Source organism: Cryomorphaceae bacterium, assembly GCA_017798125.1.
Lineage (GTDB): Bacteria > Bacteroidota > Bacteroidia > Flavobacteriales > ECT2AJA-044 > ECT2AJA-044.
In genome coordinates this window covers 1,071,164-1,086,131 of the sequence record CP059070.1, presented here as the reverse complement: position 1 = coordinate 1,086,131, position 14,968 = coordinate 1,071,164, and the positions used below count along the sequence as shown (strand labels likewise).

The 14,968-nt window shown below is 50.2% G+C and carries 14 protein-coding genes; 7 read left to right on the top strand and 7 right to left on the bottom strand.

The genetic code is table 11. The features are described 5' to 3' along the window. Positions 1-6: 6 nt before the first annotated feature. From HZ996_04620 to HZ996_04590, 7 genes are all read left to right on the top strand, one after another. On the top strand, positions 7-1,782 hold the full coding sequence (locus HZ996_04620; GenBank protein ID QTN38459.1) for an Omp28-related outer membrane protein: 1,776 nt from the start codon (positions 7-9) through the stop codon (positions 1,780-1,782). An 81-nt stretch (positions 1,783-1,863) separates the two neighbouring features. Next, on the top strand, positions 1,864-2,370 hold the full coding sequence (locus tag HZ996_04615) for a TlpA family protein disulfide reductase (GenBank protein QTN38458.1): 507 nt from the start codon (positions 1,864-1,866) through the stop codon (positions 2,368-2,370). A gap of 10 nt (positions 2,371-2,380) precedes the next feature. Then, positions 2,381-4,030: a hypothetical protein gene (locus HZ996_04610; GenBank protein ID QTN38457.1), complete on the top strand. Its 1,650-nt coding sequence runs from the start codon at positions 2,381-2,383 to the stop codon at positions 4,028-4,030. 5 nt (positions 4,031-4,035) lie between these two features. Beyond that, complete coding sequence (locus HZ996_04605) at positions 4,036-4,845, top strand: Omp28 family outer membrane lipoprotein (GenBank protein ID QTN38456.1); 810 nt, start codon at positions 4,036-4,038, stop codon at positions 4,843-4,845. Beyond that, positions 4,846-5,418, top strand: a complete 573-nt coding sequence (locus tag HZ996_04600) for a UbiX family flavin prenyltransferase (protein QTN38455.1) — start codon at positions 4,846-4,848, stop codon at positions 5,416-5,418. It abuts the gene before it with no gap. 54 nt (positions 5,419-5,472) lie between these two features. After that, positions 5,473-7,434, top strand: coding sequence for a metallophosphoesterase (locus HZ996_04595; GenBank protein ID QTN38454.1), 1,962 nt, complete (start codon positions 5,473-5,475; stop codon positions 7,432-7,434). A gap of 31 nt (positions 7,435-7,465) precedes the next feature. Next, positions 7,466-7,960: an outer membrane beta-barrel protein gene (locus HZ996_04590; protein ID QTN38453.1), complete on the top strand. Its 495-nt coding sequence runs from the start codon at positions 7,466-7,468 to the stop codon at positions 7,958-7,960. On the opposite strand, the gene HZ996_04585 is transcribed toward HZ996_04590, so the two are convergent. The 7 genes from HZ996_04585 to HZ996_04555 all read right to left on the bottom strand — a co-directional run bounded on the left by HZ996_04585 (position 7,961) and on the right by HZ996_04555 (position 14,968). Continuing rightward, positions 7,961-10,336: a TonB-dependent receptor gene (locus HZ996_04585; protein QTN38452.1), complete on the bottom strand. Its 2,376-nt coding sequence runs from the start codon at positions 10,334-10,336 to the stop codon at positions 7,961-7,963. An 82-nt stretch (positions 10,337-10,418) separates the two neighbouring features. Beyond that, positions 10,419-11,231 carry a universal stress protein gene (locus HZ996_04580; GenBank protein QTN38451.1) on the bottom strand — a complete coding sequence of 271 codons (813 nt, stop codon included), beginning with the start codon at positions 11,229-11,231 and terminating at the stop codon, positions 10,419-10,421. An 80-nt stretch (positions 11,232-11,311) separates the two neighbouring features. Then, entirely contained in the window at positions 11,312-12,046 is a 735-nt protein-coding gene (locus HZ996_04575) for a sulfite exporter TauE/SafE family protein (GenBank protein ID QTN38450.1), read from the bottom strand. Beyond that, positions 12,043-12,483: a FixH family protein gene (locus HZ996_04570; protein ID QTN38449.1), complete on the bottom strand. Its 441-nt coding sequence runs from the start codon at positions 12,481-12,483 to the stop codon at positions 12,043-12,045. The genes HZ996_04575 and HZ996_04570 overlap by 4 nt, the downstream gene beginning before the upstream one ends. A gap of 6 nt (positions 12,484-12,489) precedes the next feature. Further along, a complete protein-coding gene (gene ccoG / locus HZ996_04565) occupies positions 12,490-13,914 on the bottom strand; it encodes a cytochrome c oxidase accessory protein CcoG (protein QTN38448.1) in 1,425 nt (474 codons plus the stop codon). 18 nt (positions 13,915-13,932) lie between these two features. After that, positions 13,933-14,778 (bottom strand): c-type cytochrome, encoded by an 846-nt coding sequence (locus tag HZ996_04560; GenBank protein QTN38447.1) that lies wholly within the window; start codon positions 14,776-14,778, stop codon positions 13,933-13,935. Further along, positions 14,771-14,968, bottom strand: coding sequence for a CcoQ/FixQ family Cbb3-type cytochrome c oxidase assembly chaperone (locus tag HZ996_04555; protein ID QTN38446.1), 198 nt, complete (start codon positions 14,966-14,968; stop codon positions 14,771-14,773). Before HZ996_04555 ends, HZ996_04560 begins: the two co-directional genes overlap by 8 nt.

Sequence of the window (14,968 nt, the reverse complement as noted above, 5' to 3'; positions counted from 1 at the left end):
AGGATTATGAAGAGACTACTACTAAGTGTAGCGGCAATGACTTCGTTTGCCGCTTTCGCACAGCTCCCAGTGAGCACTACACCAGAAAACCGAAATGTAGTGTTAGAGGAGTTCACCGGAATCAACTGTACATGGTGCCCTGACGGACACAAATTGGCCAATCAATACGCTGCTGCTAACCCAGGAGATGTATTCTTGATCAACATCCATACTGGCGGATTTGCCAATCCTGGACCAGGACAACCGAACTTCACCACTTCTTTCGGATCGTCCATCGCGAACCAAACCAACTTGGCAGGATATCCTGCAGGAACCATCAATCGTCAGGACTTCAGCCCTACGTATTCTCAAAACTCTTCAGGTACTGCTATGAGCCGTGGAGATTGGGATGACGCTGGAAACTTAGTTCTTGCTGATTCGAGCTACTTGAACGTTGCCTTTGATGCAACCATTGACGTAACAGCCAACACCTTGACTGTTGATGTTGAAGTGTACTACACCGCTGACGGTGCTGCACAAAACAAATTGAACATTGCTGTTTTGCAAAACGGTGTTGCTGGACCTCAGGTGGGAGCCGCTACCTTGTACCCAGAGATGTTGAACCCAGACGGAACCTACAATCACCAGCACATGCTGCGTCACTTGATGACCGGCCAGTGGGGTGCCGATATCGACACGACTACTGCAGGTACACTCATCAGTCGTTCGTATACCTGGACTATTCCAGCCAACATCAACAGCATTCCAGTAGAGATTGCTGACTTGGAAGTGGTTGTGTTCGTTTCAGAAACGCAACAAGACATCGTTTCTGGTACGGGTGGAACCATCGACTACGTGAACTTCCCGTTCACTGCTAACGCGAAAATGCGCGGGGTAAGCTCAGAAACTGAAGTTTGTGCTTTGGAGGTAAATCCTACGGTTCAATTCCAAAACTTCGGAAGCGATACCATCACCAGCATCGACTTCAGCTACGATGTAAACGGTTCAGGCACACAAACACACAACTGGACTGGAACCTTGTTGCCATTGGCGAATCAGACCATTGCTCTTCCAGCAATCGCCTTTACCGATAATGGAAGCAACACCTTGAACGTGGACATCGTGAATGTGAACGGTTCTGCCGATCAAGATGCTACGGACAACAGCGGATCACAAAGCGGAATTTCTCAAAACTCTGGTTTGGGTACATTGAAGCTCATCATGCGTCAAGACCGCTACGGAAGCGAAATCACTTGGAGAATTCGCAACGAGCAAGGTTTGATCGTTGAGAGCGGCGGTCCTTACTCTGATTTGAGTTCAAACACCACAATGGACCACACACACAACTTGAGTTTGACCGATGTAGAGTGCCATACCCTAGAAGTATTGGATAGCTACGGTGACGGAATCAACGCAGGTTACGGTGCAGGTAAATACTGGATCGAGCAATTGGATTTAGTGCGTTTTGTTGAAGGGGATGGAGTTTACACAACAGACATTGAGCACCCATTCGACTACACAGCTACCGTGAGCATGGAAGAAACAGCACTCAACAGTGTTGAAGTGTTCCCGAATCCAGCGAATGAATCTGCGACCTTGAGCTTGCAATTGCCAGCCAACGGAGACATTAACTTCACCGTGGTCAATACCATCGGACAAGAAGTTGCTCGCGGAACAGTAAACGGAACCGAAGGCGCGAACAGCATTGAATTCGGAACAACCAACTGGGAAGCTGGATTGTACTACATCAACTTGGAGTACAACGGAACGCAATCCGTTGAGAAGTTGAGCGTTCTCCACTAAGAACATCGACCAATGAATTTCAGGGCAGTCCTGGTACTCTGGTGCCGGGACTGCTTTTGACATTACACAAAATCTAAACCGATGAAGAAAATTCTACTCGCCTTTCTTTTTCTTGGTATGGCCACCGCCTCGATGGCGCAAGCCACCATTCCATCCGTTGACCTTCAAGATTTAGAAGGTAGCATTGTGAATACAACAGAATGGAACAACGATGGAAAACCCATGATCATCAACTTCTGGGCAACTTGGTGCAAGCCATGCGTGACCGAATTGAGTGCTATTCACGATGAATACATCGACTGGGTAGATGAAACCGGCGTCAAGTTGATTGCCGTATCCATTGACGATACCAGAAATTCCATGCGCGTTGCTCCTTTTGTCAACGGACGCGGATGGGAATACGAGATCTACCTAGATCCAAATTCAGACTTCAAACGCGCTATGAACGTCGGAAACCCTCCTCACACCTTCTTGGTTGATGGAGATGGTCAGATTGTCTGGCAACACAGCGGATATGCCCCTGGGGATGAAGGGGACCTATACGATAATGTCATTCGCTTGGTCAACGGCGAAGACCTATCGCACTAAAGCCTAAACCATGCGAGGGAATAGAGTAGTCGGACTTCTTTTCCTTTTGTTTTGTACCACAACGGTATTCGGACAAATCGGAAATACAGACCTGGGGCAAATCCACGGTAACTTTCAAACAGACTTTCAGTACTATCGGGAAGACACCTTGATTGGTGCCCCTGATGTTCCTGAGGATTTCTTGTTGAACGGGTTCATGAATTTGAACTACACGCGGGGAAACTTCAAAGCAGGTATTCGTTTCGAGAGCTATGAGAATGCCTTGCTCGGGTTCGATCCACGCTACAAGGGCACAGGCATCCCCTATCGGTACGCAACGTATACGCAAGACGATTGGGAAATCACAGCCGGTAACTTTTATGAGCAGTTCGGATCTGGCCTCATCTTCAGAGCCTATGAAGAACGAGGACTTGGGTTTGACAATGCCATGGACGGTATCCGGGTCAAATTTCAGCCGACCAAAGGGGTTCGTCTAACTGGAGTTATTGGACAGCAGCGGTTCTACTTCGATAAAGGGGAAGGTATCGTTCGGGGAATTGACGTCGATTGGAACCTGAACGAGAGTATTGATTCACTGGCCAACAATCGCTGGCGCGTCATCTTGGGAGGTAGCTTCGTCTCCAAATACCAAGAGGATCGCGATCCGCGATACAACCTTCCTCTGAACGTAGGGTCTTGGGCCGGACGTGCTACCATCAGCCGTGGTCGCTGGACGCTGTTTACCGAAGCCGCCTACAAAATCAATGACCCGAGTACGGTCAACAACTACATCTACAAGGATGGACACGCCCTACTGGTGAACTTGACTTATTCGCGTAAAGGTCTTGGACTCTTGCTGGCTGCAAAGCGCATAGACAACATGAACTACCGGAGTGATCGGACCGCGACCGTCAATGACTTGTTGATCAACTACCTGCCGGCAATGACCAAGCAGCATACCTATAGACTACCCGCTCTGTATCCCTATGCTACACAACCGAATGGAGAAATGGGCCTTCAAGGGGAGCTTACCTATACTTTCAAGCGCAACAGCCCATTGGGTGGAAAATACGGAACTCAGGTCGCTCTGAATTACTCTGTAGCTCAGTCTCTAGACCTCAATCCGTTGAACGACACCACCGGCATCTACGAACCGGGAACGGATGGTTACGATAGTGACTTCTTTTCATGGGGAGACGAGCGCTATTTCCAAGACTTGAATATTGAGATCACCAAGAAAGTAAACAGTAAATGGAAGTTTATCGGAACTTACATTTACGAGGAATACAACCGCGCTGTCATCGAAGGAAAGCCCGGGTTCATCTATATGCAAGCCGCCATTTTGGAGGCGCAGTACAAGATCTCCAGAAACCACACCTTGCGTTTTGAAGCACAGGGAATGTGGACCGATCAAGATCGCGGAGATTGGGCCATGCTTTTGGTGGAGTACAGCATTTCACCCAACTGGTTCTTTGCCGTACAGGATGCCTACAACTACGGCAACCCAGAAGAAATCCGTCAAATTCACTATTATATATTCTCCATGGGCTATACCCGAGGAGGAACACGTTTCCTGGCCAATTACGGGAAACAGCAAGAAGGTATTTTCTGTGTGGGCGGTGTGTGCCGAAACGTTCCAGCCAGTAATGGTTTGAGCGTCACCATCACATCAACATTCTAAGCACTATGAAGAAGATTGCATTTCTATTTGTCTTGGTTTTCGGCCTCACGGCCGGATGCGATTACATCGACGACCCCATCCAAGGAGGGGACAGCGGCGGTGGAAATCCGACCGATTCTCTAGTTCAAAAAGTACTGGTTGAAGACTACACGGGCCACAAGTGCCCCAACTGTCCGGATGCGGCAACAGAGGCTGAAGACCTCAAGGCCATCTACGGTGATCAAGTGGTCATTGTAGCGGTGCACGCCGGATTTTTCGCCTCTCCGAGTACGGGCTTTGAAACCGATTTCACGACTCCTGAGGGAGATGCGATGAACGGATTCTTTGGTTTTGCAGCGTACCCCACCGGTATGGTCAATCGAAAAGGCTATCCAGGTCAACATGTCTTGAACTTCCAGGCTTGGCCACCAGCGGTAGCTGATGCTCTACTCGACGAACCTCGCGCGGATTTGAACTTGACCGCATCACTGGATGGGAATACGGTAACGGCCGATGTAGAGGTTATCTACCAAACAGACTTAGATGGTGACTATGCCGCCGTGGTGTGGATCACCGAGGACGGAATCATTGCTCCACAGGTATACGTGGGGCAAACCATTCCCGACTACGAGCACAACCATGTTTTGCGCACTTCATTGAACAGCACCTGGGGAGATACCATCAGCTCTGGGCCCGTAGAAGTGCTCACTCCATACACTGAGACTTATTCCACCTCCTGGAACGCGGAATGGAATGAACAAAACTGTCACGTGGTGGCTTTCCTCTACGACATGGCGACCTTCGAGGTGCTCCAAGTCGAGGAAATAAGTTTGTAAGTGTCACAACACCGTAAAATAGTGGTGGCGGTAACGGGAGCATCAGGCTCTGTGTACGCCAAAGTTCTGTTCGACCGCCTACTCGAGCACAAAGATCAATGGGACGAAGTGGGCGTAGTGATGAGCGACAACGCCCGGGATGTTTGGGAATACGAGCTCGGGAACCGCGATTTCGAAAAACTGCCCTTTAAGATCTACGGTAAAAAAGACTTCATGGCGCCCTTCGCTAGTGGATCAGCCCGCTACGGAACCATGATTGTAGCGCCTTGTTCCATGGGTACCCTTGCACGTATTGCACATGGTCTCAGTGACGACCTGATTACACGGGCCGCCGATGTGATCCTTAAGGAGCGCCGCAAATTGATCCTCTTGACCCGAGACACACCGCTGAACTTGATTCAGATCAACAACATGAAGACGGTCACGGAGGCTGGTGGCATCATTGCTCCAGCAGCACCGAGCTTCTACTCGCGTCCACAGAACTTTGAAGAATTGGCATTGACGGTTGTCGATCGGGCACTCGACTTAGCGGGATTTGATTTAGACACCTATCGCTGGTCAGAAGAAGACTGATTTCACGGTTATTTAATCTGGACGGAGTAAATTGTAGCCATCAACGATGGCATCATGAGAAAATTCTTGTTGGCGACCTCCGCCTTGGCCCTATTCGCGGCCTGCACTCCTACTTCAACCGAACCAAACGAAGACACTTCTACCGAACTTTTTCGGGAAGATACTTTCCGCATTCCCGCATCGCACCACAACCTTAGCTGGGATGATCAAAATCGACTCATTGCCACCGTGGATGGCGAAGTTTTCACGGAAGTTGAGCCTCCTACCTTTCATGTATTGTCCGAGTTTAGGGGAGCCTTCCGCGGGAGCGAGAATGGACTGAGTTTCAACTTCGGTTCCGAATTCAACGGAACACTGTATTTCGGATTCATTCCCTTTGACGATTACAAGCACCCGCAGCCTGTCTTCTTCAAGCGTCCAGCCAAGATCGAATCCGGAAAGGGCGAAATCGACATCGACCAATTGCGCGGGAAGTACGATATGATTGGCTGGGAAGAGTCTGGTCATGGTGTCATTGGGTATCGCGTCGCAGACGCAGATGGAGCATTGCTGTATGAAGGCCGTATCGCCTTCTCGGGAACAGGACCTTTTGAGACGGCCGCCACTATTGTTGAAGGCCCCTTTGTGCACAACGTAGGGCCAGACTCGGTTCAGGTGAGCTGGCTCATGGATCGCGCCGTGGAGGCGCAATTCTCTCTTCAAAAAGAGGGAAGCAACAGCACGAGTATGAGCATTTCCATCGATCAGGAAGTGCGTCACGAGGGTCAAGAGCATCTTTATGTGGCCACCATTTCTGGGCTGGACGCAGAATCGGATTATCGTTACTCACTGCTGTTTGACGGTTACCGTCAAGAACACGGGTTCAAGACGGCGCCGGCAGCTGGGTCTCAAGAAGCTTTCACCTTTGCCTACTGCAGTGATTCGCGCAACGGACAGGGAGGTGGCGAGCGTAATCTCTACGGGGCCAATGCCTACATCATGAAGAAAATGATGGCTCTGGCGACGCAGCAGGAAGCCGCTTTCATGCAGTTTAGCGGGGACCTCATCGACGGGTACCTATCGGATGGGGATGAAATGGATTTGCAATATGCCAACTGGAAGCGATCGATTGAATCGTTCTTGCACTACATGCCCGTCTATGTTTCCTTTGGGAACCACGAGTCCTTGAATCACCCCTTGATTTCTGAGGATGGAGGATACATTGGTATTGACCGCATGCCCTACGACACCGAAAGCGGTGAAGTGGCCTTTACGCGAAACTTTATCAATCCAACGGGGCTGACAGGATCTGAAGATGGAATGTCTTACGATCCGAATCCGGAAACTGTCGACTTTCCCAAGTACGACGAAACCGTCTTCCACTATACCTATGGAAACGTAGCCGTGGTTGTCTTGAATTCGAACTACTGGTACGCAACCAATAAGAGCGCCATTGATGCAACGAGCGGAGGTCAACACGCCTACATTATGGATCGCCAATTGGAGTGGTTCCGAGAGACCATATTGGCCTTGGAGGAGGACGAGCAAATCGATCACGTGTTCGTCACCCAGCACACGCCCTGTTTCCCCAATGGAGGGCACGTGAAGGATGATATGTGGTACCACGGAAACAACGAGGTGCGCACCTGGGTGGCTGGGAAGCCGCTTGAGCAAGGCATCTTAGAGCGTCGCGATGAGCTCTTGGAATTGATGATCAATGAGAGCTCCAAGGTCCGTGCAATCTTGACCGGGGACGAACACAATTACTGCAAAACGGAGATTAGCCCAGGAACCGAGATCTATCCAGAAGACTGGGACAAGGAGCGCGTAGAAATTAGTCGGACCATCTGGCAAATCAACAACGGTGCCGCCGGTGCCCCCTATTACGCTCAAGAGGAAACCCCATGGACGGAGCAGACCACAGGCTTCACCACCCAGAACGCCTTGGTCTTGATTGACGTGGAAGGCGATCGCATCTCAGTACGCGTTTTGAATCCGGACACCCTAGAAGAGGTGGATCGCTTCGACTTGATTTGAGTACTTTGAGGAGAACCAAATCCTCCGGCTCATGAAAAGGCTCTTGTATGTATTGACGTTCCTGTTGGCTCTTCCTACATTGACCCAAGCCCAAAACGCCTTGTCCAAAGGAAAGGCTCAAATCAATCTAGGCTTGGGCTTTGATGAAGTAGATGCTACCGTGTTTTATGGTAGTGTGGATTACGCGGTCCACCCCGACATTACCATTGGATTCAATGTGAATTACCGCGATTATAAAGCCGAGATCTTTCGCGATCTAACCATTGGCGGAAATTTGTGGGGCTATCAAGTTAACGGTAACTATCACTTCAACAACTGGTGGGGCATTAACTCCAATTGGGACGTCTACGCTGGAGCAAACTTGACCACCTATGTCTTGTACTTTGTTGATGGCGGCAGCTATTCCGAGACCTTGTTCGCAGGGCAAGTGGGCGCGAGATATTACATCAATCCGAAACTGGCCATTCAGGCCGAATTTTCCGGATACATCTATACCGGACGAGTAGGCCTAACCTTTGTTCTGTAGTTAGAAATCGATGATTACCCCTATGGTGGGTAGGGTTGTTCCCGTCGTATTCTCCAATTCCTTGAGCAAGTAGCGAGATGGATCGTTGGGATCCGTCACGGGGTTGCCATTTCCATCGCGAACCACATCCACAAACGGTTGCTGCTCTAAAGTGAATCCGAGGACATTCTCGACGTCGAAATAGAGATTCAGATTCCAAGTTTCGAAGAACCACTTCTTATCAATCCGAACATCTAACTGATTGAAGTTGCCATTGCGCAGGGTGTTGATTTGATCGTAGTCTGGAACGCCTTGGCCGGTTACATCCCACACGTCTTTGAGCGCAGTGGTTTCGAGGTCGAAGGGCGTGTACGGTGCGCCGCCCAAGAAACGCCAGCGGAATCCAGCTTCCCAATTGTTGCCCCACTTTTTTCCTCCCGTAAGGGAAACCAAATTCCGGTTATCCCAGCTCGATGGCACAAACTCGGATCCACCGTTGGTGAATTCACTCAAGACGAAGGTGTAGCTCACGATTCCGTAGAACCCTTTGAAGAGCTTTTGCTGGTATAGGATTTCGATTCCGTAGGAACGTCCGTCCGATGTTGGAATCGCGGGCTCGTTACCGATAATACCGAAATCAGACCCTAGGTTGGCCAGAGAAATGCTGTCGCGCGTAAGGAGTGGGTAATTGTCGTAGGTCTTGTAAAATCCTTCTACGCTGACCTTGGAGTTGAACGGAAGCAAGTAGCTGACTCCAGCGACCAGGTGGTTACTCTGTACGTAACCGATCCCGTTTTCCTGATTGACGAGGACCTCATCATTGTCGCGATATCCAAGCACCGTGTAGGGCGGCAATTGGTAAAATATTCCCGTATTGAAGTTGAAACTCAACTTATCCGTAATGCCATAACTCAAACTCAAACGCGGAGAGAACTGGCTGAAGGGATTGCTGGTCTCATCATTGTAATCAGAACCGTCAATTCGGAACCCGGCGGATACGGTTAAACGCGGGAGTGGGTCAAAACTGTAGTTCCCGAATAGACCGTATTTCCACAAATCGAGCTGCGAATTGAAATCGACGGTAATGGGCTCGCCATTGGCCACCGTCCGGTTGAAGGTACTGTTCTTGTAGCGCGCATGCTCGAGGTTTACTCCGTAGACAATACGCTGGTTTCCGTAGCGCGAGATATTCTCGTACCGGAATTTATTTTCGATTTCCTGCGATTCGTAGTCGAGAATAAGATTGTCGTCGCTGCTTTCGTCATTGCCCTCATACTTGACCGCGGTATTGTTCAAGTGGTACCGGCTCAAAACGAAATTCTGGTACCCGTTTTCACCGTACAAGGTGTACTTGATTCCCGTGGAGTAGTTCCACTGCTCGTTGACCGGCAGGTTGTTCAAAATGTACTGCTGAGACTCGGTCTCATTCGCGTCCAAGTTCAGGTCGAAGTTGTCGATGGCTCCAATCCCGAGTACCGTGATTTCACTTCGGTCATTGATCTTGTGCTTGACCTTAAGGGTGAAGTCGTTGTAGGTGGGCAAAAAGGGCAGTTCCAGCAAACTAAAGAGGAACTGGAGATAAGAACGGCGGACCGATAAAATCATGCCCGTGCGATCACCCAGTGGCCCTTCAGCTGTAAGGCCAATATCACTGGCACCAATTTGTCCTTTGAAGCCCCATCCGTCCATACGCGGATCCTTGAAGCGGAGGTCCATGACCGAGCTGAGCGCGTATCCCCGGTTCACGGGAAAAGCACCCGTGTAGAAATCTACACCTTCCAAGAAATTTACGTTGATGATCCCCACAGGACCTCCCCCTCCACCTTGCGTGGAGAAGTGATTGATGGATGGAATTTCAATACCGTCCAGGTAGAAGCGGTTTTCATTAGGCGCTCCACCACGGACAATCAAATCGTTTCGAAAACTCACCGTCGAAGCGACTCCCGGAAGGTTCTGAATTACTCTCGAAATATCTTGGTTCCCCCCTGGACTGCGACGAATCTCGTTCACCCCGAGGTTCTGGACACTCACGGGGCTCTCGGCGTCCTTTTCAAAAGGATTGGCGACCACTTCCACCTCGGCGAGCTGCGTTGCATCCTCATCGAGTTTAACCGTGATCTGGGCTGGTGAAGCAGGCGAGGCCTGAATTTCGGGCTCGATCTTGGTCCGGTAACCGATAAAGCTGATTTCTAGGTTGTACAAGCCGGCATCGACCCGTAGCTCAAAGTTCCCATCAATATCCGTTGTGGTCCCAAATTGGGTCCCCTGGGCAATGACATTGGCGAAGGGAAGGGGCTCGTTGTTCTTCGCATCGACAACCTGTCCGCGAATCACAGCGTTTTGCGCGCCAACCGCAAAGGCGACCAGCGCGAAGATGAAGCTCAGTGTATATTTCATCCAGAAAAAACTTTGCCGAGACTAACAGCGTAGTCCCGGCAATGTTTTGTGAATAGCTTGTTAAGGCCCTACGGGCCGATGCTTATGCCTCGTGCAAGGCCAAGAATGGTACCGTAGTGTGGTACGCGAACTTACTGGTCTGGCTCTCGTGGAAGAGTCTCTCGATAAATCCGTACTTACGCTTCATCATGACCACCATGTCCGCATTCTTAGCGGCGACAAAGTCATGAATGCCCTGCTCAATATCCTGCTCGGGCTCAATGTGGTAGCTGTGTGGAATATCGCACAGCACATCTTCAATGATGTCGCGGTTAACCCCACCAACGGCGTCTCTTTTTTGAAAGTGGAGGATCATGACTTCTGCCTTAATTAATTGAGCAATGTCACACAGTGTGCGCAAGCGGTCCTTATCGCCTTCCTTTTGGAAATCCGCTGCGTACACAATCTTTTCGATGGCTTTCACCGTGGACTTCTCCGGAATCGCCAAAACAGGCACATCGCTGCTGTTCAACACCGCCGTGGTGTTGGAGCCGATGAGCACCTCTTGAAGCCCACTGGCTCCCTTGGTTCCCATGACAATCAAATCCGCCTTGTACTTCTTTGCATTGTTCTTGATCGCGCGAATCGTGTTGTTCAATGAACTCCGCGTATTCACATCAACATCCGGATACTGCTCGTTCAATTCCTTTTGAAGTAATTCCAATTGCTCCTCAGAGTTCTTGCGCATGATGTCGATCAATGAAGTCGTCATTACCGTATCTGAATACGGCAACTCATAAGAGTTCAACAAGACAACTTGGGCTCCCGCACGCGTGGCGAGATCCATAGCAAAGTGCATCGCAGTGCGCGAATAGTCAGAAAAGTCGGTCGGAAAAAGAATGGTCTTTAGAGACATGATAAGCTGCTTATTTGTGCATGGTTAAAGGTAAACACAAATGTGAACTTTCCACATGAGGCTTGTCATTTCGTGGAAATTTAATGACAGCCCTCGTCGCTTCCTACAAGCCCCTGTTCGGTGCGCAATTCCAGGGCCGTATCGGGCGGGCTTACATAGGGGATTCCGAGGCCCATTCCTCGAAGGATGAAGAGTGCTCCAATGATCACCACCACTACTGGGATCATCTTTTGCAATCGCTGTCTCAAGGACACGTGAAGAACGTTCCCCGCAAACATGGCCAAGAACATCATGGGAATGGTGCCTAGGCCAAAGAGGGCCATGTAGGTGGCTCCTCCCAATGCCGATCCCACGCCAACAGAGCCGACGAGCGCAATGTAGACCAAGCCACAAGGCAGAAGGCCGTTTAAGAGGCCAAATAAATACCGATTCTGAGGTTGATCGGCGCGCATGGTTCGTGCCAACGCGGACTTGAGTGGTGTGGTCCAGGTCAACCATCGGCCCGTTAAGGGCCTAGAAAAAAAGCTGCTCGCGCGAGGGAATACGACCAAAACGATCATGGCAATACCGACGCCGATGGATAGGTATTGCTGTATGCCGGCGAGCTGTAGTCCGCGCCCCAGCCAGCCAAAAAGAAGGCCGAGGGCCGCGTAGGTCGTGACGCGGCCGAGTTGATAGAATAAGTTAGAGAGTACCGCGTATAGTGGACGACTGCGGTCTACAGGCAGCGAGAGTGCGATGGGGCCGCACATGCCGAGGCAATGGACGGAGCCCATGATGCCTAAGGCGAAGCCGGTGTAGACCAATTCGTTCATAGGTTGACGATTTGCTCGAAGTAATAGGCCTTACCTTCGGATTCACCCTCTACTTGAACCTCCCATTTTCCGGGAATCAGGTTCTCCTTGGAAATGGTGTACTGTTGATCTTGTATTCCTTCAACCTCAAACGTGCGGTCCAGCTTCTTGTCCGACGGGCGGTACAATTGAATTTTGCCGACGAAATCACCAGCGTTGAAATCCTCCGGGAAGACCAAGGCAATTCCCTTCTCGGTGCGTTGCCAAGTGAAATGGCCGCTCAAGGCCTTGGCGTTTGCTTCTTTATCGATTCGGTCTTGGTACGCGATTTCATCGGCGTAGTAATCCTGAGCCACAAGGTCTACCTTGGTGTTGACGCTCTTGACCACCATCACCACAATCATGGTCATGAACAGGACCAAGGCCGCGACAATATTCCATCCCCAATTCCACTTCATAGCTGCTTACTTAATGGGTCCGTTAAAATTCGTTTTAAAAGTCTCAACCAGTTCATCACCGCTGTAGACCCCGATCTTGATGTGGGTCGTTCGGCTTTCCAGGTCTTCACGATCAATGTAGATGAACATGGTTCCTTCGATGAACTCCCCGACCGGCAATACGCGATCTTGATTCCCAATGAGCATGACCTCTCCGTCCGCTGGTTCAATCATTCGGACTTCCACAGGAATCTCCTCGTGGGATTTATTGATCAACTTAAAGTTATACAGGTTGCTGATGCGCCCATCATCTTCGGCCCGATACAGCATCCCAGGCACCCGTAAGAAGGTCGCTTCCAAATCGGAACGAGAGACCAAAAATGCCGTGGTGATGGTCACCATGAGAACGAGAACTACAGAATAGGCAATCCGTCGTACGTTCATCACGGGCTTAGTTCCGGTGACAATGTTTTCTTCCGAGGCGTATCGGATCAGACCCGTGGGCAGTTCCACTCGCTCCATGATGTGGTCGCAGGCATCAATACAGGCGGTGCAGTTGATGCACTCCAGCTGCGTACCATTACGGATATCGATTCCCGTTGGACAGACATCGACACAGGCCCCACAGTCGATACAGTCTCCTTTTCCGGTCTCGGCCCGATTTTCCGTTTTACGCCACTTCGCTCTTCCCTGCTCTCCTTCTCCCCGTTTGTGATCATAAGCCACAACAATGGAATTGCGATCCAGCATAACTCCTTGAAGTCGACCATAGGGGCATACCACAATGCAGACTTGCTCCCGGAACCAGCTGAAGACAAAGTAGAATACCGTAGTGAAGATCACCAAGGCAGCGAAGGTGCCCATGTTGGCCACCGGCCCTTCTTTTACCAAGAGCAAGAGTTCGTCGGTCGAAATCAAATAGGCCAGGAAGGTGTTTGCTATCAAGAAGCTGATGGCCCAAAATATGGTGTGCTTTAGGGCGCGCTTGCGAAGCTTTTCTCCGTCGTTCCAGGGTTTTTTGGCGAGGCGCTTTTGCTGTCCTCGGTCCCCGTCAATCCAGTATTCAATCTTGCGGAATACCATCTCCATGAAGATGGTTTGCGGACATATCCACCCGCAAAATATCCGTCCGTAGACCACCGTAAACAGGACAACGAACACCACGGCGGTGATCATGGCCAAAAAGAAGAGGTGAAAGTCCTGGGGCCAAAAGACGATTCCGAAGATGATGAACTTCCGCTCCAAGACATTGAAGAGCATAAAGGGCTCGTCGTTCAAACGAATCCAAGGGGCTCCAAAAAGGAAGGCCAGCAACCCAATGCTGACCCAGGTACGAGCGGTATAAAAAGAACCGCTCGGTTTCTTCGGATAAATCCAGTTCCGTTTCCCTTCCTCGTTTATGGTGCCAACGTGGTCGCGAAATTCTTCGGTATCATAGATTTCTTCCGACATGATGTCCTCCTTTATTGCTTAGCGCAGAGCTACTTCGTCCGCTGGAACTTCCTCAACTTCTGGCGTTGCTGTAGAATCCGCAGCGGGTTCTTCTTCCACTGCAGGTACAAAGAGTTCTCCTTCCGGGTCCTTCCCTCCTTCTACGTTGGTTCCACGCAGGCTCATCACATACGAAGCCACTTGCTGCATTTCATCTGCACTGAGTTGCGTCTGCCATGGAATCATTCCTTTCTCAATCACCCCGTACTTAATAGTACTGAAGATTTCTTGAATGGTTCCACCGTGAATATAGTAGTCATCGGTCAAGTTAGGTCCAACGCTACCTCCTCCGCTCGCCAAGTGGCAAGGGGTACAGTTCACGTTGTAGATTTCCGCTCCGGCAGAAAGCGCAGAAGCATCTGCCAAGTAAACCACATTGGACTCGTCAATCAAGCTCGGAGCCGTCTTCTTCCATTCTTCAATGGCAGCGGCTGCATCCGCCAACTCTGTTTCGTATTCCTGTTGAGGAAGTGGAGAGGTCTTGAATACGTGGAAGTTCAAAAGGTAAATGACCGCAAATACAATGGATGCGTAAAAGCCCCAGACCCACCAAGGTGGCAAGTTGTTGTCGAGCTCTCGGATTCCGTCATAGTTGTGGTTCAACATAACGGTGTGTTCCTTTTCTACCGGCGTTGAATCCGTCATCCGCTTCATCAACTTCGCCCATGCAGACTCTCGTTTCTGCTCAGCTACTTCAGGGTGCTGAAGACGAACGATGGTCGAAATGGCATTGAGCAACACCAAGATGGTGACCAACAATACAAACACCGCAAAGACCAAGATCATGGTCACTGGATCGTTCAGTAATTCCGCGTAATTATTCATGGCTAGTAGGTTTGGGTTCTTCGTTTAGGTCTAGGGGTAAACTGCTCATATGCTTCACGTGCTCCTTCTTCTCTCCAAGTGCGTAGATGGTCCAGCCCAAGAAGAACAGGAAGAACAGTGCAAGCGAGATCAGTGGGAAGATCTCTATGCTGTCCATCGAAGCCATATGTCCTTTTATGAATTTCAGCAT

Bases quoted from the DNA above. Each gene is read 5' to 3' on its own strand.
- HZ996_04575 (QTN38450.1), bottom strand. From the start codon at position 12,046: ATGAACGAATTGGTCTACACCGGCTTCGCCTTAGGCATCATGGGCTCC.
- HZ996_04570 (QTN38449.1), bottom strand. From the start codon at position 12,483: ATGAAGTGGAATTGGGGATGGAATATTGTCGCGGCCTTGGTCCTGTTC.
- HZ996_04595 (QTN38454.1), top strand. From the start codon at position 5,473: ATGAGAAAATTCTTGTTGGCGACCTCCGCCTTGGCCCTATTCGCGGCC.
- HZ996_04620 (QTN38459.1), top strand. From the start codon at position 7: ATGAAGAGACTACTACTAAGTGTAGCGGCAATGACTTCGTTTGCCGCT.
- HZ996_04605 (QTN38456.1), top strand. From the start codon at position 4,036: ATGAAGAAGATTGCATTTCTATTTGTCTTGGTTTTCGGCCTCACGGCC.
- HZ996_04585 (QTN38452.1), bottom strand. From the start codon at position 10,336: ATGAAATATACACTGAGCTTCATCTTCGCGCTGGTCGCCTTTGCGGTT.
- ccoG (QTN38448.1), bottom strand. From the start codon at position 13,914: ATGTCGGAAGAAATCTATGATACCGAAGAATTTCGCGACCACGTTGGC.
- HZ996_04610 (QTN38457.1), top strand. From the start codon at position 2,381: ATGCGAGGGAATAGAGTAGTCGGACTTCTTTTCCTTTTGTTTTGTACC.
- HZ996_04580 (QTN38451.1), bottom strand. From the start codon at position 11,231: ATGTCTCTAAAGACCATTCTTTTTCCGACCGACTTTTCTGACTATTCG.
- HZ996_04590 (QTN38453.1), top strand. From the start codon at position 7,466: ATGAAAAGGCTCTTGTATGTATTGACGTTCCTGTTGGCTCTTCCTACA.
- HZ996_04615 (QTN38458.1), top strand. From the start codon at position 1,864: ATGAAGAAAATTCTACTCGCCTTTCTTTTTCTTGGTATGGCCACCGCC.
- HZ996_04560 (QTN38447.1), bottom strand. From the start codon at position 14,778: ATGAATAATTACGCGGAATTACTGAACGATCCAGTGACCATGATCTTG.
- HZ996_04555 (QTN38446.1), bottom strand. From the start codon at position 14,968: ATGCTGAAATTCATAAAAGGACATATGGCTTCGATGGACAGCATAGAG.